The sequence below is a fragment of the Escherichia sp. MOD1-EC7011 genome, from assembly GCF_002965005.1.
GTDB lineage: Bacteria > Pseudomonadota > Gammaproteobacteria > Enterobacterales > Enterobacteriaceae > Escherichia > Escherichia ruysiae.
In genome coordinates, this window is sequence record NZ_PTRD01000020.1 from 49,835 (window position 1) to 70,852 (window position 21,018).

General features: G+C 49.4%; 32 protein-coding genes and 1 pseudogene. 17 read left to right on the forward strand and 16 right to left on the reverse strand.

Annotation, left to right across the window (positions count from 1 at the left end):
- Positions 1–175 precede the first annotated feature (175 nt).
- The 3 genes from malM to ubiA all read left to right on the forward strand — a co-directional run bounded on the left by malM (position 176) and on the right by ubiA (position 2,676).
- Positions 176–1,114, forward strand: coding sequence for a maltose operon protein MalM (malM, locus tag A7098_RS09770; protein ID WP_010344810.1), 939 nt, complete (start codon positions 176–178; stop codon positions 1,112–1,114).
- A 179-nt stretch (positions 1,115–1,293) separates the two neighbouring features.
- Positions 1,294–1,791 (forward strand): chorismate lyase, encoded by a 498-nt coding sequence (ubiC, locus tag A7098_RS09775; protein WP_000019215.1) that lies wholly within the window; start codon positions 1,294–1,296, stop codon positions 1,789–1,791.
- 12 nt (positions 1,792–1,803) lie between these two features.
- A complete protein-coding gene (gene ubiA / locus A7098_RS09780; protein WP_032226477.1) occupies positions 1,804–2,676 on the forward strand; it encodes a 4-hydroxybenzoate octaprenyltransferase in 873 nt (290 codons plus the stop codon).
- Positions 2,677–2,842: 166 nt separating this feature from the next.
- Here ubiA and plsB read toward each other — a convergent pair whose 3' ends face one another.
- Complete coding sequence (gene plsB, locus A7098_RS09785; protein ID WP_016159874.1) at positions 2,843–5,266, reverse strand: glycerol-3-phosphate 1-O-acyltransferase PlsB; 2,424 nt, start codon at positions 5,264–5,266, stop codon at positions 2,843–2,845.
- Between the two features lie 169 nt (positions 5,267–5,435).
- Here plsB and dgkA point away from each other — a divergent pair, with 169 nt between their 5' ends.
- The 4 genes from dgkA (at position 5,436) to A7098_RS09805 (ending at position 8,245) form a co-directional block, all read left to right on the forward strand.
- Positions 5,436–5,804, forward strand: coding sequence for a diacylglycerol kinase (dgkA, locus tag A7098_RS09790; RefSeq protein ID WP_000002906.1), 369 nt, complete (start codon positions 5,436–5,438; stop codon positions 5,802–5,804).
- A gap of 109 nt (positions 5,805–5,913) precedes the next feature.
- Entirely contained in the window at positions 5,914–6,522 is a 609-nt protein-coding gene (lexA, locus tag A7098_RS09795) for a transcriptional repressor LexA (protein ID WP_000646078.1), read from the forward strand.
- A 72-nt stretch (positions 6,523–6,594) separates the two neighbouring features.
- Entirely contained in the window at positions 6,595–7,920 is a 1,326-nt protein-coding gene (gene dinF / locus A7098_RS09800) for an MATE family efflux transporter DinF (RefSeq protein ID WP_032226476.1), read from the forward strand.
- Positions 7,921–8,035: 115 nt separating this feature from the next.
- Complete coding sequence (locus A7098_RS09805; RefSeq protein ID WP_001030603.1) at positions 8,036–8,245, forward strand: CsbD family protein; 210 nt, start codon at positions 8,036–8,038, stop codon at positions 8,243–8,245.
- A gap of 41 nt (positions 8,246–8,286) precedes the next feature.
- Here A7098_RS09805 and zur read toward each other — a convergent pair whose 3' ends face one another.
- Positions 8,287–8,802: a zinc uptake transcriptional repressor Zur gene (zur, locus tag A7098_RS09810; protein ID WP_000416266.1), complete on the reverse strand. Its 516-nt coding sequence runs from the start codon at positions 8,800–8,802 to the stop codon at positions 8,287–8,289.
- A 369-nt stretch (positions 8,803–9,171) separates the two neighbouring features.
- On the opposite strand from zur, the gene A7098_RS09815 reads away from it, so the two are divergent.
- Both A7098_RS09815 and A7098_RS09820 read left to right on the forward strand, forming a co-directional pair.
- A complete protein-coding gene (locus A7098_RS09815) occupies positions 9,172–9,741 on the forward strand; it encodes a Panacea domain-containing protein (RefSeq protein ID WP_223156504.1) in 570 nt (189 codons plus the stop codon).
- Positions 9,742–9,746: 5 nt separating this feature from the next.
- The gene (locus A7098_RS09820) at positions 9,747–10,208 is read left to right on the forward strand and encodes a hypothetical protein (protein WP_000900143.1); all 462 of its coding nucleotides are present in this window, start codon (positions 9,747–9,749) and stop codon (positions 10,206–10,208) included.
- Positions 10,209–10,241: 33 nt separating this feature from the next.
- Here the strand turns inward: A7098_RS09820 and A7098_RS09825 are convergent, their stop codons facing one another.
- From A7098_RS09825 to A7098_RS09895, 14 genes and pseudogenes are all read right to left on the reverse strand, one after another.
- A complete protein-coding gene (locus tag A7098_RS09825) occupies positions 10,242–10,514 on the reverse strand; it encodes a pyocin activator PrtN family protein (RefSeq protein ID WP_001093914.1) in 273 nt (90 codons plus the stop codon).
- 36 nt (positions 10,515–10,550) lie between these two features.
- The gene (locus A7098_RS09830) at positions 10,551–11,123 is read right to left on the reverse strand and encodes a 3'-5' exonuclease (RefSeq protein WP_024146004.1); all 573 of its coding nucleotides are present in this window, start codon (positions 11,121–11,123) and stop codon (positions 10,551–10,553) included.
- The gene (locus tag A7098_RS24400) at positions 11,123–11,569 is read right to left on the reverse strand and encodes a DUF551 domain-containing protein (RefSeq protein WP_309140206.1); all 447 of its coding nucleotides are present in this window, start codon (positions 11,567–11,569) and stop codon (positions 11,123–11,125) included. The genes A7098_RS09830 and A7098_RS24400 overlap by 1 nt, the downstream gene beginning before the upstream one ends.
- A pseudogene (locus tag A7098_RS24215) lies at positions 11,561–11,875 on the reverse strand (DUF551 domain-containing protein); the annotation flags it as partial. The gene A7098_RS24400 and the pseudogene A7098_RS24215, both read right to left, overlap by 9 nt.
- A gap of 2 nt (positions 11,876–11,877) precedes the next feature.
- Complete coding sequence (locus A7098_RS09840) at positions 11,878–12,069, reverse strand: hypothetical protein (protein WP_001014291.1); 192 nt, start codon at positions 12,067–12,069, stop codon at positions 11,878–11,880.
- A gap of 1 nt (position 12,070) precedes the next feature.
- Complete coding sequence (locus A7098_RS09845) at positions 12,071–12,625, reverse strand: ead/Ea22-like family protein (protein WP_040092683.1); 555 nt, start codon at positions 12,623–12,625, stop codon at positions 12,071–12,073.
- Entirely contained in the window at positions 12,622–12,861 is a 240-nt protein-coding gene (locus A7098_RS09850; protein ID WP_089518142.1) for a hypothetical protein, read from the reverse strand. The genes A7098_RS09845 and A7098_RS09850 overlap by 4 nt, the downstream gene beginning before the upstream one ends.
- Positions 12,854–13,057 (reverse strand): hypothetical protein, encoded by a 204-nt coding sequence (locus A7098_RS09855; RefSeq protein WP_000111288.1) that lies wholly within the window; start codon positions 13,055–13,057, stop codon positions 12,854–12,856. The genes A7098_RS09850 and A7098_RS09855 overlap by 8 nt, the downstream gene beginning before the upstream one ends.
- Entirely contained in the window at positions 13,054–13,416 is a 363-nt protein-coding gene (locus A7098_RS09860; RefSeq protein ID WP_016063388.1) for a hypothetical protein, read from the reverse strand. The genes A7098_RS09855 and A7098_RS09860 overlap by 4 nt, the downstream gene beginning before the upstream one ends.
- Positions 13,407–13,943, reverse strand: a complete 537-nt coding sequence (gene yfdR / locus A7098_RS09865; RefSeq protein WP_016063389.1) for a 5'-deoxynucleotidase — start codon at positions 13,941–13,943, stop codon at positions 13,407–13,409. Before yfdR ends, A7098_RS09860 begins: the two co-directional genes overlap by 10 nt.
- Before the next feature lie 128 nt (positions 13,944–14,071).
- Complete coding sequence (locus A7098_RS09870) at positions 14,072–14,896, reverse strand: YfdQ family protein (RefSeq protein WP_000081295.1); 825 nt, start codon at positions 14,894–14,896, stop codon at positions 14,072–14,074.
- A 65-nt stretch (positions 14,897–14,961) separates the two neighbouring features.
- Entirely contained in the window at positions 14,962–15,324 is a 363-nt protein-coding gene (gene yfdP / locus A7098_RS09875; protein ID WP_000135680.1) for a protein YfdP, read from the reverse strand.
- A 403-nt stretch (positions 15,325–15,727) separates the two neighbouring features.
- Positions 15,728–15,901 carry a helix-turn-helix domain-containing protein gene (locus A7098_RS23935; protein WP_032174256.1) on the reverse strand — a complete coding sequence of 58 codons (174 nt, stop codon included), beginning with the start codon at positions 15,899–15,901 and terminating at the stop codon, positions 15,728–15,730.
- A gap of 373 nt (positions 15,902–16,274) precedes the next feature.
- Positions 16,275–16,901, reverse strand: coding sequence for a LexA family transcriptional regulator (locus tag A7098_RS09895; protein ID WP_000450740.1), 627 nt, complete (start codon positions 16,899–16,901; stop codon positions 16,275–16,277).
- 97 nt (positions 16,902–16,998) lie between these two features.
- Between A7098_RS09895 and A7098_RS09900 the strand changes: the two genes are divergently transcribed.
- The 8 genes from A7098_RS09900 to A7098_RS09935 all read left to right on the forward strand — a co-directional run bounded on the left by A7098_RS09900 (position 16,999) and on the right by A7098_RS09935 (position 21,011).
- Positions 16,999–17,199, forward strand: a complete 201-nt coding sequence (locus tag A7098_RS09900; RefSeq protein ID WP_000205494.1) for a Cro/CI family transcriptional regulator — start codon at positions 16,999–17,001, stop codon at positions 17,197–17,199.
- A gap of 37 nt (positions 17,200–17,236) precedes the next feature.
- Positions 17,237–17,821, forward strand: coding sequence for a YmfL family putative regulatory protein (locus tag A7098_RS09905; protein WP_000514174.1), 585 nt, complete (start codon positions 17,237–17,239; stop codon positions 17,819–17,821).
- Between the two features lie 175 nt (positions 17,822–17,996).
- Positions 17,997–18,209: a DUF4222 domain-containing protein gene (locus A7098_RS09910; protein ID WP_001250270.1), complete on the forward strand. Its 213-nt coding sequence runs from the start codon at positions 17,997–17,999 to the stop codon at positions 18,207–18,209.
- Positions 18,166–19,158, forward strand: coding sequence for a hypothetical protein (locus tag A7098_RS23940; protein WP_000054956.1), 993 nt, complete (start codon positions 18,166–18,168; stop codon positions 19,156–19,158). The genes A7098_RS09910 and A7098_RS23940 overlap by 44 nt, the downstream gene beginning before the upstream one ends.
- Positions 19,155–19,649: a PerC family transcriptional regulator gene (locus A7098_RS09920; protein WP_077629217.1), complete on the forward strand. Its 495-nt coding sequence runs from the start codon at positions 19,155–19,157 to the stop codon at positions 19,647–19,649. Before A7098_RS23940 ends, A7098_RS09920 begins: the two co-directional genes overlap by 4 nt.
- The gene (locus tag A7098_RS09925; RefSeq protein WP_089559397.1) at positions 19,649–20,302 is read left to right on the forward strand and encodes a phage N-6-adenine-methyltransferase; all 654 of its coding nucleotides are present in this window, start codon (positions 19,649–19,651) and stop codon (positions 20,300–20,302) included. The genes A7098_RS09920 and A7098_RS09925 overlap by 1 nt, the downstream gene beginning before the upstream one ends.
- Positions 20,299–20,625: a LexA repressor gene (locus tag A7098_RS09930; RefSeq protein WP_000210147.1), complete on the forward strand. Its 327-nt coding sequence runs from the start codon at positions 20,299–20,301 to the stop codon at positions 20,623–20,625. The genes A7098_RS09925 and A7098_RS09930 overlap by 4 nt, the downstream gene beginning before the upstream one ends.
- Positions 20,622–21,011 carry a RusA family crossover junction endodeoxyribonuclease gene (locus A7098_RS09935; protein WP_000767113.1) on the forward strand — a complete coding sequence of 130 codons (390 nt, stop codon included), beginning with the start codon at positions 20,622–20,624 and terminating at the stop codon, positions 21,009–21,011. Before A7098_RS09930 ends, A7098_RS09935 begins: the two co-directional genes overlap by 4 nt.
- Positions 21,012–21,018 lie beyond the last annotated feature (7 nt).

Sequence of the window (21,018 nt, forward strand, 5' to 3'; positions counted from 1 at the left end):
CCGCGTCTTATCAGGCCTACAACCGCTGCCGAATGTAGGTCGGATAAGGCGTTCACGCCGCATCCGGCATAAAACAGGTTGTCATTATCTATAAGGGGCATAAGCCCCTCTGATTATCGGGTTAAGCGCGCTATTGCCTGGCTACCGCTGAACTCCAGATTTTGAGGTGAAAACAATGAAAATGAATAAAAGTCTCATCGCCCTCTGTTTATCAGCAGGGTTGCTGGCAAGCGCGCCTGGAATCAGCCTTGCCGATGTTAACTACGTACCGCAAAACACCAGCGATGCGCCAGCCATTCCATCTGCCGCGCTGCAACAATTAACCTGGACACCAGTCGATCAATCTAAAACCCAGACCACCCGGTTAGCTACTGGCGGTCAACAACTGAACGTCCCTGGCATCAGCGGTTCGGTTGCCGCATACAGCGTCCCGGCAAACATTGGCGAGCTGACACTGACGCTGACCAGTGAAGTGAACAAACAAACCAGCGTATTTGCGCCGAACGTGCTGATTCTTGATCAGAACATGACACCATCGGCCTTCTTCCCCAGCAGTTATTTCACCTACCAGGAACCTGGCGTGATGAGTGCAGATCGTCTGGAAGGCGTTATGCGACTGACACCTGCATTAGGGCAGCAGAAACTTTATGTGCTGGTCTTTACCACTGAAAAAGATCTCCAGCAGACGACACAACTGCTCGATCCGGCAAAAGCCTATGCTAAAGGTGTTGGTAACTCGGTGCCGGATATTCCAGACCCGGTTGCCCGTCATACCACCGATGGTCTGCTGAAACTGAAAGTGAAAACCAACTCCAGCTCCAGCGTGTTGGTGGGGCCGTTGTTTGGTTCTTCTGCTCCAGCTCCGGTTACGGTAGGCAACACTGCGGCACCGGCGACCTACACGGCACCAGCCGCCGCCGCACCTGCTCCGGCACCGGCGAAGAAAAGTGAACCTATGCTCAACGACACGGAAAGTTATTTTAATACCGCGATTAAAAACGCTGTCGCGAAAGGTGATGTTGATAAGGCGTTAAAACTGCTTGATGAAGCTGAACGCCTGGGCTCGACATCTGCCCGTTCCACCTTTATCAGCAGTGTAAAAGGCAAGGGGTAATTACGCCCCACAGTGCTGATTTTGCAACAACTGGTGCGTCTTCGGGCGCACCTTTTTTTCTCTCTCTCCTGTGATTGTTGCGTTATTGTTGCGTATTAGATCACTTAATATGCTTTACATCTCCCGTTAACGCTTTTCTGCGATACAATGCCTTTACGTTATGTAACGGAGAGTTCGGCATGTCACACCCTGCGTTAACGCAACTGCGTGCGCTGCGCTATTTTGCAGAGATCCCTGCGCTGGAACCGCAACTGCTCGACTGGTTGTTGCTGGAAGATTCCATGACCAAACGTTTTGAACAGCAGGGAAAAACGGTGAGCGTGACGATGATCCGCGAAGGGTTTGTCGAACAGAATGAAATCCCCGAAGAATTACCGCTGCTGCCGAAAGAATCCCGTTACTGGTTACGTGAGATTTTGTTATGTGCAGATGGAGAACCGTGGCTTGCCGGTCGCACTGTCGTTCCTGTGTCAACGCTAAGCGGCCCCGAGCTGGCGTTACAAAATTTGGGTAAAACGCCGTTAGGACGCTATCTGTTTACATCATCGACATTAACTCGTGACTTTATTGAGATAGGCAGTGATGCCGGACTTTGGGGGCGACGTTCCCGCCTGCGATTAAGTGGTAAGCCGCTGCTGCTGACCGAACTGTTTTTACCGGCATCACCGTTGTACTAAGAGGAAAAAAATATGGAGTGGAGTCTGACGCAAAATAAGCTGCTGGCGTTTCACCGCTTAATGCGTACGGATAAGCCAATTGGTGCGTTACTGCTGCTCTGGCCAACTTTATGGGCGCTATGGGTGGCGACACCTGGTGTTCCCCAACTCTGGATCCTGGCGGTGTTTGTCGCTGGCGTCTGGCTGATGCGTGCCGCCGGTTGTGTAGTGAATGACTATGCTGATCGTAAGTTTGATGGTCATGTTAAGCGCACGGCAAACCGACCGCTTCCCAGTGGCGCGGTGACGGAGAAAGAGGCGCGAACGCTATTTGTGGTGCTGGTGCTAATTTCGTTCTTACTGGTATTGACGCTGAACACGATGACCATTCTGTTGTCGATTGCCGGACTGGCGTTGGCGTGGGTGTACCCGTTTATGAAGCGGTATACCCATTTACCGCAAGTAGTGCTGGGTGCGGCGTTTGGTTGGTCGATTCCAATGGCTTTTGCCGCTGTGAGTGAATCGGTGCCGTTAAGCTGCTGGTTAATGTTCCTCGCCAATATTCTGTGGGCGGTGGCTTACGACACGCAGTATGCGATGGTTGACCGTGATGACGACGTGAAGATTGGCATTAAGTCCACCGCGATCCTGTTTGGACAATACGATAAGTTGATTATCGGCATTTTGCAGATTGGCGTGCTGGTGCTGATGGCGATTATCGGCGAGTTAAATGACTTAGGCTGGGGATATTACTGGTCAATACTGATCGCGGGCGCACTGTTTGTTTATCAACAAAAACTGATTGCCAACCGCGAGCGTGAAGCCTGTTTTAAAGCGTTTATGAATAATAACTATGTTGGCCTGGTACTGTTTTTAGGGCTGGCAATGAGTTACTGGCATTTCTGATGATGTAAAAAAGCCGGATGATCATGGTCATCCGGCTTTTTTTCTGTGAAATGCTGCCTGATGCGCTGCGCTTATCAGGCCTACATAACACATCGCAATTTATTGAATTTGCAGGTCATAGTAGGCCGGGTAAGGCGTTTTCGCCGCATCCGGCAACGCTCATCAGTTACCCTTCGCCCTGCGTCGCACTCTCAATCGTTAAGCGTACATCGGACGTAATCAACTCCGCCAGCAACTGATAAACCTTCATCGTTTCTGCCGGTTCGGCGTCGCCGCTGTCGCTGATATATCCTTCATCACGCAGCGTCAGCACCAGAGAACTGAACACCGCTTTGTCGAAGAACTCCGGTGCGTTGATGCCGTGCAGCACGGAAAGACGTTGTGCCACAGTGCGGCTCTCTTTCTCCAGCGTACCGCGATTGATCGACGGGTTGGCGCTCAACAGCCAGAAGGTAATCGCATAACGTTGCAGCGTTTCACGCGCGCCTGCGGCAAGCAACTGAAGCGTGCGGGAGTGCGCCGGATTGATATGTAACTCATCATCTTGCAGCGTAATCAGCCCCTGGCGTTGCATCTCATTCGCCAGCGCATCAATAACACCCGGCAACTCGTCACGCTCCCAGCGCAGGAACAGCTCCGCTTTTAGCATTGGGTAAAGCACATTGACGTGCTCCATCAACACTTCGCGGGAGATGTGCCGATGCTGCGTCACAATCGCTGCCATCAGCGAAGGCAGAACCAACATATGCGCAATGTTGTTGCGATAGTAGGTCATCAGCACCGCTTGCTCACGCGGCAGGATAATAATGTCGCCGATGGTGTCTTTCTCAACTTCAAACTTGTTCATTTGCAGCGCGTGATCAATCAGCTCACCGGCGCTGGCTGAAGGAACGGTAGAGTCCGTGGAGTAAGGCACGTTGCGCATCAAATCGAGATAACAATTCAGCTGCTCAGTCAATTGCTCGCGAGTGAGTGAACGCTGACGTGACGCCAGCAGCGCAGTACAGCACAGGTTCATGGCGTTAGCCGCGCCTGCGTTGTTAATGCGCACCATCAGATCGGCAGCAATGTTATTGACTGTCGGCGTTAACCAGGCCGGGCGTACAGCTTCGATAGGATCAATAGATTCACGCCAGTCTGGCACGTGCTGGTTGAGATAGGTCATCAACGGCATCGGTTCACCGAAGTTGACATACCCCTGACCGAGATTACGCAGCTTGCTTAAACCGCGCAGCATCTGCGGCAGGCTCTCTTTCTCTTTCGTCGCGCCGCGCAGTTCTTTGGCGTAAGTACCCACTTCCATGACGTGCTCATAACCGATGTAGATCGGAATCAACGTAATAGGACGCGTACCGCCACGCAGCATCGCCTGAATGGTCATCGACAGTGTGCCGGTTTTCGGATCAAGCAAACGTCCTGTACGCGAACGACCGCCTTCCACAAAGTACTCAACGGAATAACCACGGCTGAACAGTTCGCCGAGATATTCACGGAAAACGGTGGAGTAGAGTTTATTGCCTTTAAAAGTACGGCGAATAAAGAACGCCCCCAGACGGCGGAAAATCGGCCCGGCAGGCCAGAAGTTCAGGTTGATCCCGGCGGCGATATGCGGCGGCACCAGCCCCTGGTGATACAGCACGTAAGAGAGCAGCAGGTAGTCCATGTGGCTACGGTGGCATGGCACATACACCAGCTCATGACCGTCGTGAGCCAGCTGGCGAACGCGTTCGGCATTATGGACGTTGATTCCCTGATAGAGCCGGTTCCAGGTGAAGCCCAGAATACGGTCAGTCAGGCGGATCATCTCGTAAGAGAAGTTCGCCGCAATCTCTTCCATCAGCGCAATAGCGTTCTGCTGCGCTTTTTCATGGGAGATTTTTTTGCTGCGCGCTTCATCTTCTACCGCTTTGGCAATTGCACGCGAGGCGAGCAGCTTATTGAACAAATCCTGACGAGCAGGCAAGCGTGGACCCACGGCAGCCAGACGTTGACGGGCAAAGTGCATACGCGCCACGCGCGCCAGTTTTTGGGCGATAGTTTTATCTGTGCCGTGTTCATCAGCCATGCGGCGTAGCGAAACTGACGGCGAGAAACGCACAAAGCTATCGCGACCAAGCCACAGTACGGCGAAAAATTTCTGCACGCCGTTGAGCATACGTAGTGGCGGGTTTACTTCGCCTTTTTCACGTCCTGGCGCACGACCAAACATCACCGATACCGGCACCATCTGCACATCCAGATTTGGGTTGCTACGGTGCAGATCGAGATAGTCGTGGAACAGCTTAATAGACTCTTCTTTCGGCGTGTAATAGGTGAAAACACGCGGCCCGCCATGAATAAACACATAGCGCGGCAGTAGCGTGCCGTCTACCTCCAGCGGCTCTAATGGATCAGGCAGATCATGCGCCAGGCACTGGGCGCGCAACGTCAGCAAATCCGCTTTTGAGTTGTACGGTAAAACGTACATAATTGGACGAGAGGTATCGAGCCCCAATTCCGGGGCAGGATCTGCCGGAATAGACTTGCTTTTTACCAGGATGCTTAATGGTAAATTCAGTAATTTGTAGTAAATTCGTGGCCAGCCGGACATAAACGATGTAAAGCCTCTGGTTAATAATGCAAATGCGCGGGAAGGATAGCAGAAAGTCATGGGAAATTCTGTGGTATCCGCTCATGTTTCGCGCGGCGCTACGCTACCGGAATCATCGGATTCAACGGTACACTGATATTGACGCTCATAATGTAAAAAGGTTCTTTCAATGGCCAATAATACCACTGGATTCACTCGAATTATCAAAGCCGCTGGCTATTCCTGGAAAGGTTTACGCGCTGCATGGATCAACGAAGCGGCATTCCGTCAGGAAGGCGTGGCGGTATTGTTGGCGGTGGTCATTGCTTGCTGGCTGGATGTGGACGCGATAACCCGCGTACTGCTTATTAGCTCCGTCATGTTGGTGATGATTGTGGAAATTCTCAATAGCGCCATCGAAGCGGTGGTTGATCGTATTGGCTCTGAATACCACGAACTTTCCGGGCGGGCGAAAGATATGGGGTCCGCAGCGGTGCTGATCGCGATTATCGTCGCTGTGGCAACCTGGGTCATTCTGTTATGGTCGCATTTTGGATAACCCTTCCAGAATTCGATAAATCTCTGGTTTATTGTGTAGTTTATGGTTCCAAAATCGCCTTTTGCTGTATATACTCACAGCATAACTGTATATACACCCAGGGGGCGGAATGAAAGCGTTAACGGCCAGGCAACAAGAGGTGTTTGATCTCATTCGTGATCACATCAGCCAGACAGGTATGCCGCCGACGCGTGCGGAAATCGCGCAGCGTTTGGGGTTCCGTTCCCCAAACGCGGCAGAAGAACATCTGAAAGCGTTGGCACGCAAAGGCGTAATTGAAATTGTTTCCGGCGCATCGCGTGGGATTCGTTTGTTGCAGGAAGAGGAAGAAGGGTTGCCATTGGTAGGTCGTGTGGCTGCCGGTGAACCGCTTCTGGCGCAGCAGCATATTGAAGGTCATTATCAGGTCGATCCTTCCTTGTTCAAGCCGAATGCCGATTTCCTGCTGCGCGTCAGCGGAATGTCGATGAAAGATATCGGTATTATGGATGGCGACTTGCTGGCAGTGCATAAAACTCAGGATGTACGTAATGGTCAGGTCGTTGTCGCACGTATTGATGACGAAGTTACCGTTAAGCGTCTGAAAAAACAGGGCAATAAAGTCGAATTATTGCCAGAAAACAGCGAGTTTAAACCGATTGTCGTTGACCTTCGTCAGCAGAGCTTCACCATTGAAGGGCTGGCCGTTGGGGTTATTCGCAACGGCGACTGGCTGTAACAGATCTCTGATACCGCGATGCCGCCTGGCGTCGCGGTTTGTTTTTCATCTCTCTTCATCAGGCTTGTCTGCATGGCATTCCTCACTTCATCTGATAAAGCTCTCTGGCATCTCGCCTTACCTATGATTTTCTCCAATATCACCGTTCCGTTGCTGGGGCTGGTTGATACGGCGGTAATTGGTCATCTTGATAGTCCGGTTTATCTGGGCGGCGTGGCGGTTGGCGCAACGGCGACCAGCTTTCTCTTTATGCTGTTGCTGTTTTTGCGCATGAGCACTACCGGGCTTACTGCGCAGGCGTATGGTGCCAAAAATCCTCAGGCATTAGCGCGTGCGCTGGTGCAGCCGTTGCTACTGGCGCTGGGGGCTGGCGCGTTGATTGCTCTGTTGCGTACACCGATTATCGATCTGGCGCTGCATATTGTTGGTGGCAGTGAAGCCGTGCTGGAACAGGCGCGGCGCTTTCTTGAAATTCGGTGGCTAAGTGCACCGGCGTCGCTGGCAAACCTGGTATTACTTGGCTGGTTGCTCGGCGTGCAATATGCCCGTGCGCCGGTTGTCCTGTTAGTGGTGGGTAATATTCTCAACATTGTGCTGGATGTCTGGCTGGTGATGGGGCTGCATATGAACGTGCAGGGCGCGGCGCTGGCAACGGTCATCGCAGAATATGCGACGTTGCTGATTGGTCTGCTAATGGTGCGTAAAATCCTTAAACTACGCGGTATTTCCGGCGAAATGCTGAAAACAGCCTGGCGAGGAAACGTCCGTCGCTTGCTGGCGCTTAACCGCGACATTATGCTGCGCTCACTGCTGCTGCAACTCTGTTTTGGTGCAATAACGGTACTTGGCGCGCGACTGGGAAGTGACATTATCGCCGTTAACGCGGTTCTGATGACGCTACTCACCTTTACCGCCTATGCGCTGGATGGTTTTGCCTACGCGGTTGAAGCGCATTCAGGTCAGGCATACGGTGCGCGCGACGGGAGCCAGTTACTGGATGTCTGGCGCGCAGCGTGCCGCCAGTCGGGGATCGTAGCGTTGCTGTTTTCTGTGATTTATTTGCTGGCAGGGGAACACATCATTGCGTTGCTGACGTCGTTAACCCAGATTCAGCAACTGGCTGACCGCTATCTTATCTGGCAGGTGATTTTGCCGTTGGTTGGCGTCTGGTGTTATCTGCTGGACGGCATGTTTATAGGCGCAACGCGCGCAGCCGAAATGCGTAACAGTATGGCGGTGGCCGCCGCAGGTTTTGCGCTGACGCTCCTTACGCTGCCGTGGCTGGGTAATCATGGTTTGTGGCTGGCGTTAACCGTCTTTCTGGCGCTGCGCGGGCTTTCTCTGGCGGCTATCTGGCGTCGTCACTGGCGCAACGGAACCTGGTTTGCCGGAGCGTGACGGTTAAATATTCTGAATAAATAATCCTAAGCCAAATTCCTGACTACACTTAATCCCACGTTCAGAAGAAAAGCGAGCGTACTCTCATTCACCACCTAACGATGAGGACTTGAATATGAATAAAGACGAAGTCGGCGGTAACTGGAAACAGTTCAAAGGTAAAGTGAAAGAGCAATGGGGCAAACTGACCGATGATGATATGACGGTCATTGAAGGTAAACGTGATCAGTTAGTGGGTAAAATCCAGGAACGCTACGGTTACCAGAAAGATCAGGCAGAGAAAGAGGTCGTAGACTGGGAAACCCGCAATGAATACCGCTGGTAATTAATCCCTCCTGCCCGACGTGTACAAGGATGTACGCCCTCTTAACGCGGTTTCTTTTTCACCTGAATAGAGTGGTCATGATGGCACTGTTCAGGATGACGACACGCTTCCACTTCTACACATGCTGAACATAATCCATGCGCTTCAATCACATTATGCCGCAGGGCAAAACCCATTTTTGCCGCCAGCGTATGCATGATGTCTTCCACACCTTCCGCACACTCTTCTTTCACTGCGCCGCAGCGATCGCAAATAAACATAGCTGAAGTATGCGTTGGTTGATCGAACAGGTGACAGAGCACATAGCTGTTGGTGGACTCAACTTTATGCACAAACCCTTGCTCAAGCAGAAAATCGAGTGCGCGATAAACCGTTGGCGGCTTGGCCTGCGGCTCTGCTTCACGCAGTAAATCAAGCAGATCGTAGGCGCTGATTGCTCCTTCCTGCAGACTCATCAGGCGCAACACTTCAAGGCGCTGCGGGGTCAGGCGCACATTACGCTGTGCACAGAGTTTTTCAGCTTGCGCTAATAACTCCTGCGTTGTGGTCTTTTCCATTGGGCACCTCAAAGTGGGGTTAAGAATGTCCTTACTTTACCATAGTTCTCACTTAAACGCCGAGAACAGGGCGTCATAGCTGTCACATTGCCTGATCGCATATTCGTTATGCTATAGTAGCGCCCCCAATTCACCAGGTGCTTAAAAAAACGCCATGTCAGCAGAATCACAAACCGCTTATTCCGCATACCGTTTCTCCATTGCCCCGATGCTCGATAGGATGTACCGTTTTTGAAAAACAAGTAGTTATACACTTTGTGGGAGCCTATTGGGAACCTGTTCTTCTTAGAAAGCATCATTTGCTCATCACTTCAATTGACCTAGCGTAGGTGAAGACTTTAAGATTGTAGAAGGCGGATGCGGTTGCATTTGCCAGAGCTTGACGATGTTGTTTGGATGAAGGGTGTATTGATGCTAAATGTAAGGTTTGATTCAGAAAAGGCTTTAGAGGCCATTCTGTACGTCGCCTCTAAAGCACCGATCCCAGATATCTATCATGTCGGAAAAATTCTTTATTATGCTGACAGGTTTCACCTTGAAAGTTTTGGACGCCTCATAACGGGCGATCACTATAACGCTATGAAGGATGGGCCTGTAGCAAGCAACACATACGATATTATAAAAATTGCTCGTGGAGATGGACGTTACATTCCTAATGGTTGTGATGTCGATTCTGTGCGAAAAGCATTTTCTGTATCAGGTATGACGATTGTGCCGAGCCGTGAAGCTGATGAAGACTTTTTTAGTGACTCAGATTTAGAGTGTATTGATAAGTCTATCGCGATGCTTGGAAACATGTCCTTTGAAGCTATCAGAACCATGAGCCATGACGCGGCATGGGAACAGGCAGATCACAATGGTGAGATGTCTTTGGAATCGATAGTTGCACAGCTAAAAAATAGCAAATTAATACTGGATTATCTGAAGAACGGATATTGATACTTATGCTGGGTGATTGTTTCCCTCCTGATTTTAAGGCTAATTTTAGTCGTGAAAGAGGTATATCACCCGGTGATGTATTGTATCTTCATTGTGATTTTACGACCCCACCTAAAGTAAAATATATGGTGGTTGTTTGCTGTGAACCTCTTTTAGTTCTTCTAATAAATTCAGATATAAATGAATTTATTAAGAGAAACAATGATCTTATGGCTTGTCAGGTCGAAATTAATAGAGAGGACCATGATTTTCTTAAATGGGACTCATTTGTTAATTGCATTGAGGCTCATGCTGCTTTCGATCTTGAAATTATTAAAGAGAAAATAGCCATCCAATATGGTGACGTGCTAAAAGGTCGCATTACAGATCATTGTATGAGACAAGTTCGATGTGCAGTTGAGATATCTAAAACTATGGTTAAACGGCATAAAAAACTGATACTCGCTGCTCTTCAACATTATGAATAAACCCATCTTTGGATGGGTTTATTCATATTCTATTTAAATGAGCCTTTGTTTATGGGTTCTGACCCTTTCCCACTCAGCACGCCCTTCTTCTCGCCTTTTGTCTATGTATTCCGCAAGATCCTGAATATTGATGCAACGTTTTGCTTTTTGTGATGTGCCGATGCGATATGTTGGAACGGGCAACTTACAAGCGTTTGCTTTTGCTTCTGCCGTGGCTGGACTCATGCCAAAGTACTTTTGGCTAACTGCTGAGAGTTCAATGTTAGGGGTATTGAATTCAGCCATCAGTAAAAACAAGGTATTCATAATTTTCTCCATCAAAACCGGCTGCACCCGGGAAAATCATAATTCTGTGCTGGTGGCAGGAATTAATTTCTGCCAGATAGCGGAAACATATTTTGCCTGATGACGGGCATCGGCTAGGGCGTTGTGCCGTTCGCCATCGAAAGGGATGTCCATTTTGGGGTCGAATCCGATGGAACGCCCAAGCGTAACGATCGTGCGTACATCGTGGTCATTCCAGTATGCCCACGGGCAGATTTGTCCTGCTCGCTCATAAGCTCCACGTAAAATTACGTTGTCGAAGGTGGCCCCGTTACCCCAGACTTTTAAATATTTCGTATTGGCTGCGTGCCGGTTAATGAAATGATTTAGTTCTGAGAGAGCATCGCTGATCGACAAAGTATCATCAATACAGATTGCAGCTCGTGCTTCAGGGCTTTGTTTCAACCACCACAGGATGGTATCGCCGTCAGGTGTAGCTCCTTGCCCCATAGCACTTTCCAGGCTAACAACCGTATAGAATTCTTGTCCGATGTCTCCGGTTTCTGGAGTGAAGAACACCGCGCCAATGGAAACGATCGGTGCATCCTTATTTTTCCCCATCGTCTCAAGGTCGATCATTAAGTTGTTCATCACTTCACCTCCTGCGGCGGTTCCGGTAGCGGCATCCAGTGAGTTGCTTGCTCAATACCATTACCCGGCTTAATCGTTGCATCTCCGCGCCGAAAGGTGCTTCCGGTATAGCGTGCGGAGCATATTAGCGGTTCAACCAGAGAGCTATCGAAATTCACCGAAATAAGCACGTTCTGGCCCTTTTCAGGCATTCGATCACTACAGCTTATCCAACTATCCGGAGTTCCCGGAGAGTTGCCATTTACATCGAAGTTTGGCTCTGCGTCCTGAACCAGGAGGATGTAACCATTCTTGGCCGTATCAAGTTCTAACGCCTCGGTGACGGTGCCGAAATAGCGATTACCTAAATCAGCATCACAAGTGCTAACATCAATGGAAACTTCCATGCCTTCGATTAATTCTGGCAAGTTGTAAGTTTGGTTTACAGGTTGGCCTCCCTGAAGCATGGCGGCGCGGTGACACCAGATAATCCAGCCAAGCGCCATATCCCATGCCATGTATTCTCTATCACCATTTTTTGCCCTGCGGCGATCTACAGATTCCCCGAAACGTTTCTCCATAAATAATTCATAGGCTGCCCGTTCATCCGATACTGCTGCCAGCGATGCCAGTGCAATTTTAAATGCGGTAAGTATGTTGTTAACCTGACCTATTTCGAATGCTATTTCACTACATACAAACGATTTATCGTCTATTATCGACTCAATTCCGGTAATCGTGTTCTGTAACCATTCTTTGGTAATAGTATTCATAACTATTTCACCTTAATCTCAACATTTCGCAGCTTTAGCTCTACTGGCAGGTCTGACTTTCCTGTTAATGCTAATGCGAGATTTTCAGGAGTAATGAGAGCAGTTATTGTTTTCCCCCTCGCCAGACGAATAATCATTCGTATCTCGCAATCGTCACATGCTCCCGGTCGAACAATTGAGATTTGTCCGTTCATCTCACTTCCCCTTCACACCAATGTTGGCGGCGGCGCGCTCGGCTTCACTTTGTTCCCAAAACCACTTGTGAAGCGCCATAAGCTTTTCGTCAATCGGTGCATATTTGCGATTAAAGTAGGCCTGAGCATCTTTCTCAGATTCGTCCGGTAATTCGCCAGGGCCAAACAGTGTGTTATAAATCCATGCCAGTCCGCTCTTAGCGTCGCCAGTTGCCTGCCATTCGATAATGGCAGCCTGCATGACCAGAATGTTTTTCCCGATTAATAGGTCCAGTTCTTTGTACCGGTTGCGGATGTATGCATTCTCGCTTTGTAATTCAGCGTTTCGCTTCTCTGCTGCTTCCAGCTCATCCAGCAGCGCCAAGACGGTGGCAGGATTGGCGGCGGCTATGAATCGTTTATTGGCGCGATTATCTGGTCCTGAGCATGATGCTATGTAGTAATTGGCGTTCAGTCCGGCATCGGCAATTACTCCATGGTAGTCATCAGCACACCATTCGCCTGGTGTTGCATTTTCTGCCGCCAGTCGCAGAGCCTGATAGTTAATCTCGCTCACTGGTTGCCTCCTTTACGGATCTGCGCTGCGATGCGCGAAAAAAAAGACTCCCGCGTATGACTGTTAAGAGCTGGCGCGAACGCTGCGTTAAGAACGGCAGCATCACAGCCGTCATCGATATAGAGCGCAATTTTTTTCTCCAGGCGCGCTTTGGCTTCCTGCAACTGCATACCCCGGCACGCACGCGGGATATACTCAGCAATTTGAGCGATAGATTTTTCGTTCTTTTTAAACATGCTTCACCTCGATAGGCTTGATGCTGTCGATCAGCAGTCGGCGGCGCGTATTTTCTGCAAAGTGGCGGCGTCCGGTTTCTTTGTGGTAAAACTCGTTTTTTCCGACGACCCACATCCGTTTTGTCTGGTGCAGTTTTTTTACCTGCGGACCGTCTCGGGTGATAACAATTCCTGTATGAGTTTTTATTACGCTCATTTCTTATTCTCCGGTGCTTTCGGCATTACTGCCCAGTGAGTGATATTGACGTTTTCAAGGTCCCCGATCTGAAATGTCCACTGCCATTCTCCGGTTTCTTTTTGTCCCCAGGTGTACCAGAGAGAACGCCAGCCAATTAGCCAGCCTTCTCCGTTAGCATCAAATAACAGAACACTTTCATTTGCTGGTGGCAGTTCAGCTGACACTGGTATTATTTTGTTTTCCAGTGCCGCACATTTAGCTTCAAGCGCATCGAATTTACGTACCAGGTACTCAGCATTTGTTTCGTTCACTTTCAGATCTCGTGGTACACATTTCCCGCGAAGAAACCCTTCCATTTCGAAAACATTCATGCGCATTTGCGTAACTCCGATAACTCGTTAAAACGTTCCATAAACATCCCGTAGGCATGGCCCGGTGTCAGTGGAATCACGTTGAACATCTCTGTTGCTGGGATGCCTTCCAGTACAGGCCAGAAAGAGCCATCATCAAGCCCGAGATCGCGGCGTTCGGTTGCCAGCATGATGAGATCGGCATATTTCACAGGCGTGCTCATAACCGGGGGTAACCCGTATTTCTCACGGATTACGGCATCTATTTTTTCTTCCATCCGTTTATAGTCAGGAAGAAGTCGTTTCAGTGGCGCGGGGATGTCCTGGCAATATGCTTCTGTTGCATCATGCATTAACGCTTCAAAAGCAAATTCCTGCGGCACCAGCTGGCTGCAAAGCACCGCATGCTGGGCGACACTGTAGAAGTGTGAAAGATGTCCTGCAAAGCGACAGATATTTGAAAGGGAAACTGCGATATCGTTAATCACGATGTCGTCTTTATTTATCTTGTCATAATAAAAATGCTTCCCGGAAAAAGTTTTAATAAATGACATTTCGTTCTCCACTTTATATGCGCTGCACCGCGCTGAATTCTGCTAAAAGGAAGCTCTCACCATCCGGTGATTATTGAGTTAATTACGTTTCCATAAATGCCCCCGCAGGGGCATTTGCAGTAATGAAATCAGGCGGTGAAAGTACCAATAAAGGTTTCTACTTTGCTGTCTTTGAATTTCTCAACAAGCAGATCACGAAATTCGTTAGCCATTTCTTCCTGCATCGCTTCCAGCTGAATAATGCGCAGAACCAGTACAGGACGATCGCCAGTGATAATGCTGAGGCGTAATTTAAACGGACGTTCTTTCAGGCCTTCAAACGGAACGCATTTAAATTCAAATGCCACTGGCATAATGTCTTTGGTTTTCGCTTCGACAGACTCCATCAGAGAGCGTTTGCCGCTGAAGTCATTGTCTTCAAAATCAGCGGTCTGGTTTGCTTCAATTGTGATTTTACGGACTGCCGCAGCCGCTTTGGTTGCCTGAATGGTGTCACCATTAGCATCAAAGCCCACAAGGTAGTCGGCCCAGTCTTCAATCCATTCTGCCAGTGACTTCTGGGAGTTACGCTCGCCATTAACAGACAACAGAGCAGAAAACGGTGCTGTCTTTTTCAGTTTGAGGGTGGCGGTGTTATCTGCGTGACCTGGTTCATCAATAGTACCCAGGTTAAGCACACTGACGGCTCGCATATTATCGGCATCGATAAAGCAGCGGGTGCCTTCATCTGCAAGATCTTTAGAATAACGGGTAAAGTCATCGATGCTGGCAGTGGAAAGCGCACCACGGAAACGGAAGCGATTTAAATTAAATTTTTCCAGATCATGAATGCGGAAATTCTCAGGCAATGCCACAGCATCGGCACCAATCTTACTGATAATTTCATTAACACCCTGAGCAGAAATAAGGGCATGGATTTGATTAATTGCGGTTGCGTCTAAGTTCTGAGACATAATAAGTCCTCACTATATAAAGATATTCAGTGATGAGATAAATAATCAGTTAATTAAGAACGATATTAATGACCTGCTGCGCGGAGTTTTCCGTCAGGTTCACCGGCAAGAGTCAGTAATTGTCCCTGGTCTTCCTGCAGAATAGTCAGGCGACCACCGCGATTGACATACATCGGCGTTTCGGTGGTGTCTTCTTCGGAAATTTTCCCGCGGTTAGTCGGGCGAACATATGAGAGTTTGTGTTTGATTTTCACACGGTTCTCATCAAATGGTTCGATTTCCAGGTTGAGTGAGACCTTCCCTTTGGTTTTCGTGTTCATCACACCGGAAGCGACTTCACTGAGAACTGCGCCGATTTTGGTTTCAAATACGCCGCCGTCCAGCTCCCCGATAAATGCCTGCACATCAGTACTGCGTTCGCTAGCCATTTTGCTGCTCCTCATCATATCGACCCTGCAAGGTCGGTTGGTTTCTCCACAAAACAGAGAAGAACACCTGCGGTGGCAGCCGCCCGGATGGATTGGGTTATGAGCCCGTCGTCCGGTGATGCTCTTCTCTGTTTTGTAAAAAGAGCGGTACCAGCCGGAAGCAAGTGTACAAACTGGTACCGCCAAAGCAGTGGCTGTTGTGGTGCCGGGTGCCTCCCGGTGCCTGGCGAAGGTTGCACACCAGGCGGGTGGGTATCCACAGAAGGTCGACTGTCAGTCTCAACCTTAACCCGCGTGCGCTGAGCCGCATTCACCACAACGCTAAGGATTCTCTCTGGTTGAAAATACTTAGCTGTTATGTGCCTGCTTTTAGCCACATCAGGCGAGGTGGTAGGTACGTGAGCTACTTGGTGGTATTTGCCTTCGATGAGGCAAGATAGGCATCAAGATCACTTTTTAGGTAAATAACCTTTCTACCGATTTTTAAAAAAGGTATTCGAACTTTTCCTGTGCTAGCCCAATTAGCTAAGGTTTGCGCTTCTACGCCGATATAGGCTGCGGCGTCTTCTCTATTCATTTTTTCATGTTGTTCTGACAGAATACTCGTTGCTTCAAAATCAAAGCCCAGCCTTTCAAAGGCATAGATAATAGAGCCCAAAGCCATTTGTTTAACTGTTCTGTAGTTACTGCTTTCAACTTGGCTTAATGCAGTTTTTGCTGCTTCAATCACCACAAGCCAGGCATCTCGTTGGTTGTCGATACTGCCATCCATATTCACTCTCCTGCCATGTGCGAATCATCCGGTCATTCATACGCCACCGTCGGCTACTTCGTGGGCGTCCTGCCTGTTCGTTATCTTTGATATAAAAATCTAACTTAACTTAGTTTTGATGGCAAGAGAAAACACCAAACTTTTCTTAGTTCGGTGTTTTGGTTAGAGAAAAGGGGGGCTAGAGTTCGTATTGAACTCCTTTGACTACACCAATGATGAGGCAATTACCATTGATCGGGATGTTGGGGTACCGGGGATTTAATGGCACTAAAAACTTTTGAGGGCCATCGATAACTAATTTTTTTACTGTGGCTTCGTTTGTTCCATCAAGTCTAGCGATGACTATTTTTCCATGCCGGGGTTCTGCATCAGGATCTACAATCACTGTTGCGCCTTCTGGTATTGTTGGGAGGCCGTTAGGGTTAGTCATGGAGTCGCCTTTAACCTCCAATGCAAATGAGTTATCACCAATCTTTAATGATGTATCTACCCACTTGTCTACTTCACTAAACACTTCTGCTGTCCTGCACTCAGTAAACTGCCCAGCCTGAACCCACGAGATTACAGGAACTCTGCGCATGTTTGTGACGAGTTTGCCTTCAAACTCCGCACCATAAAGAATGTAATCTATTGACGTATTGAAGAACTTCGCTAATTTTGAAAGTGCTTCCCCACCAGGGACATTGATGTCTTTCTCCCAGTACCCCACAGCAACGTCACTTACTCCACAAAATTTACCCAATTCTTTCTGGGACGTTCTGGTAACTCTTCTCAGAGCTTTTATACGCTGACCAACCGTTTCCATAGGAGCACCATTTCTTTAATTACTAAGTAATCTTAGTTTTTATTGACCTAAGATAGATTGATAATTAACATCTAATAAAACTTAGTTTGGAGGGCATATGACGACTGACGATATCGAAAGCTACTTCGGCAGCATTGAGAAAGTTGCTGCTTTTTTCGGCATAACAACTGAAGCCGTTTATCAGTGGCGAAACCGTCCTGGCCAGTTAATTCCAAAAGGACGTGCAGCAGAGGCTGCATATAGAACTTGCGGACGGTTGCCATTTAAACCTGAGCTTTATGAAAAATCTAATGGATAAATCGATTTACAGAAACCACAGATATGAGGGCTTAAACGTGGGTAAAGAACCTGAATGGAAAGTTGATAAGCAACCAGCATGGCTGGTGGCAGCAATACGAAGAACGATTGCTGATTTACCTCATGGCTATGAGGAAGCAGCAGAAATTCTTGGTTTGTATAAATCTGATGATATCACCCCAGCAAAAGATCAATTGCATAACAGACTGCGTAGCGGTGGGGATCAAATTTTTCCACTTGAGTGGGCCATGGTTTTACAGGATGCCAGTGGTACCAGGCATGTAACGGATGCAATAGCCCGTCGTAGTAATGGGGTGTTTGTGCCGCTGGTGGTCATTGATGACATTGACAATGGTGACATTAATCAGCGGCTGATGGAGTCAATAGAATGGATTGGCAAGCATTCCCAGTACTTACGCAAGGCAACTGCTGATGGAGTTATTGACCAAGCTGAGCGTGAGCAAATCGAAGAGAACAGCTACCAAGTAATGGCGAAGTGGCAGGAGCATTTAACACTGTTATTTCGTGTTTTTTGTGCGCCGGAAAAGAGTAACGCCCGCGAGTGTGCAGCTCCGGGCGTCGTGGCGTCGATTGCTTCTGGTTGTGGAGAAACTAACGCATGAACAGTTTAACAACACACTACCGTCGTTCGCAACTGATTGCGCTTCCTGTACCGGGTGGAAAAGCGAAGGTGGAATATTGCTATGCAGTGAATGTACCAGGTGACAGGGAAATTGTAACCCACAGCTTTGCAGAGTGGGCTGTGGGTGATTTCAACCGGCAGAAGGAGACAGTCCTTTGCGACAAGTTAACCGCTGGTTCAAAGATCACTACGGAGTGCCCGTCAGAGTCATTCGTTGGGAGCCGGAAACACAACGGGTTATCTACCTCCGTGAAGGCTATGAACATGAGTGCTTCAGCCCGCTCGAACAGTTTCGTCGTAAATTCAGGGAAATAGAGGTCGGTCATGAGCCTGTTAATGACATCCCAGCCCATTGTGATAAATCGTGATCTTGCATGCCGTATTGGTCTGAATGAGGCAATTGTGTTGCAGCAGCTTCATTACTGGCTGAATGAAACGAATTCCGGCACTGAGCATGGCGGAATTCGCTGGGTTTATAACACGACAGAACAGTGGCTGGAGCAGTTTCCGTTCTGGTCAGAGTCCACTCTGAAACGCACATTTGCAAGCCTGAAATCACTTGGGGTTTTGCGTCGCGAGCAACTCAATAAATCGAAGCGTGACATGACCAACTTCTACACGATCAACTATGAAAGTGAGCTTCTAGAAGAGGTCAAAGTGAACGAATCCATCAGGTCAAAATGCACTTCTCCATCGGGTCAAAGTGACCTGATGGATGGGCGCAAAATGACACGATCCATTGGTTCAAAACGACACGCTGTCATCGGGTCAAAATGGCCCAATGATCTTACAGAGAATACAACAGAGATTACTACAGAGAATAAAACCTCTTCTCGTCCGGACGCTTCGCAACCGGACACGCAGATGGCTGAACAGGATTTTTTAACTCGCCATCCTGATGCGGTTGTATTCAGCCCTAAAAAGCGCCAGTGGGGAACGCAGGATGATTTGACCTGCGCACAGTGGCTCTGGAAAAAAATCATCGCTCTGTACGAGCAGGCCGCCGAATGTGACGGCGAAGTGGTACGTCCTAAAGAACCGAACTGGACAGCCTGGGCAAACGAAATTCGCCTGATGTGTGTACAGGATGGGCGTACTCACAAACAAATCTGCGAGATGTACAGCCGCGTCAGCCGCGATCCGTTCTGGTGCCGTAACGTGCTCAGCCCGTCGAAGCTGCGGGAAAAATGGGATGAGCTTTCCCTGCGCTTATCGCCGTCCGTCAGCACGCACACAGAAAAACGCGAAGACCCGTACTTCAAAGCCAGTTACGACAATGTGGACTACAGCCAGATCCCGGCAGGATTCAGGGGGTGATCATGAGTCTTTTGAATGAAGCTCAGAAATTCATTGAAGCCCATCCGGGGTGTACTTCCGGAGACATTGCGGATGCTTTTGCAGGTTACTCACGGCAGCGCGTTCTGCAGTCAGCAAGCAAGTTACGTCAGAGTGGGCGTGTGGCTCACCGTTGTGAAGGAGATACACGCAGACATTTCCCACGCCTGACTGAGAGAGCGCAGGAGCCGGAACCACAACCAGTTCGTGAAACCAGACCTGTGCGCAATTTCTATGTCGGCACTAACGATCCCCGGGTGATTTTGTGCCTGACCCGCCAGGCTGAAGAACTGGAGTCCAAGGGCTTATACCGTCGTGCTGCAACCGTGTGGATGGCGGCATTCCGTGAAAGCCACTCCCAGTCAGAACGAAACAATTTTCTGGCGCGCCGTGAGCGGTGCTTACGGAAAAGCAGCAAGCGCGCTGCATCGGGTGAAGAGTGGTATCTGTCAGGGAATTACGTGGGGGCTTAATGAGTAATAAATATTGCCAGGCGCTGGTGGAACTGCGGAACAAACCAGCCCATGAACTGAAGGAAGTGGGCGATCAGTGGCGCACGCCGGACAACATTTTCTGGGGAATTAACACCCTGTTTGGCCCGTTTGTTCTGGATCTGTTCACTGACGGTGATAACGCCAAATGTGCCGCGTATTACACGGCGGAAGATAACGCGCTGGCGCATGACTGGTCAGAACGTCTTGCGGAGCTTAAAGGTGCTGCCTTTGGTAATCCCCCATACAGCCGCGCCAGTCAGCATGAGGGGCAATACATCACCGGCATGCGTTACATCATGAAACATACCAGTGCCATGCGTGATAAGGGCGGGCGCTATGTTTTCCTGATCAAAGCTGCCACCAGCGAAGTGTGGTGGCCGGAAGATGCGGACCATATTGCTTTTATTCGCGGGCGTATTGGTTTTGAACTGCCTGCCTGGTTTATCCCGAAGGATGAGAAGCAGGTGCCGACAGGAGCTTTCTTCGCTGGTGCTATTGCTGTTTTCGACAAGACCTGGAAGGGACCGGCAATCAGCTACATCGGGCGCGATGAACTTGAGGCATGTGGTGAAGCCTTTCTGGTGCAGGTTCGCCAGCAGGCGGAAAAACTGGTCAGGGAGATGGCAGCATGACGACGTTAACTCAATGCCAGCAGCAGGTGCTGGATATGCTGATTTCTTACCAGAAAGAACGTGGCTTCCCGCCAACCAATCAGGAGGTGGCAACCATGCTGGGATACCGTTCAGTGAATGCAGCGGTGGAGCATCTTCGCGCACTGGAGAAAAAAGGCGTCATTACGATAAAGCGTGGCGTGGCCCGGGGGATAACGCTTCATACCGCAGTGAAGGACGACGACAGAGAGGCGGTCGGGATTATCCGCTCACTGCTTGCCGGTGAGGAAAACGCAAGGCTGCGTGCAACCCACTGGTTACATGAGAGGGACCTGAAAGTATGAAGCTGATCCTGCCTTTTCCGCCCAGCGTGAACACGTACTGGCGACATCCCAACAAAGGGGCGTTTGCTGGTAAGAGCCTGATAAGCGCGGCGGGGCGAAAATTCCAGAGCGCGGCGTGCGCAGCAATAGTTGAGCAGTTACGTCGTCTGCCAAAACCAACGTCGGCACCTGCTTCAGTGGAGATCGTGTTGTTTCCTCCGGATAACCGGATCCGCGATCTGGACAACTATAACAAGGCGCTGTTTGACGCCCTGACCCACGCGGGTGTGTGGGAAGACGACAGTCAGGTGAAAAGAATGCTGGTGGAGTGGGGACCGGTTATCCCGGAAGGGAAGGTCGAGATCACCATCAGTAAGTACGAGAAAACGGCGGGTGCAGCCGCCTGATCAAGAG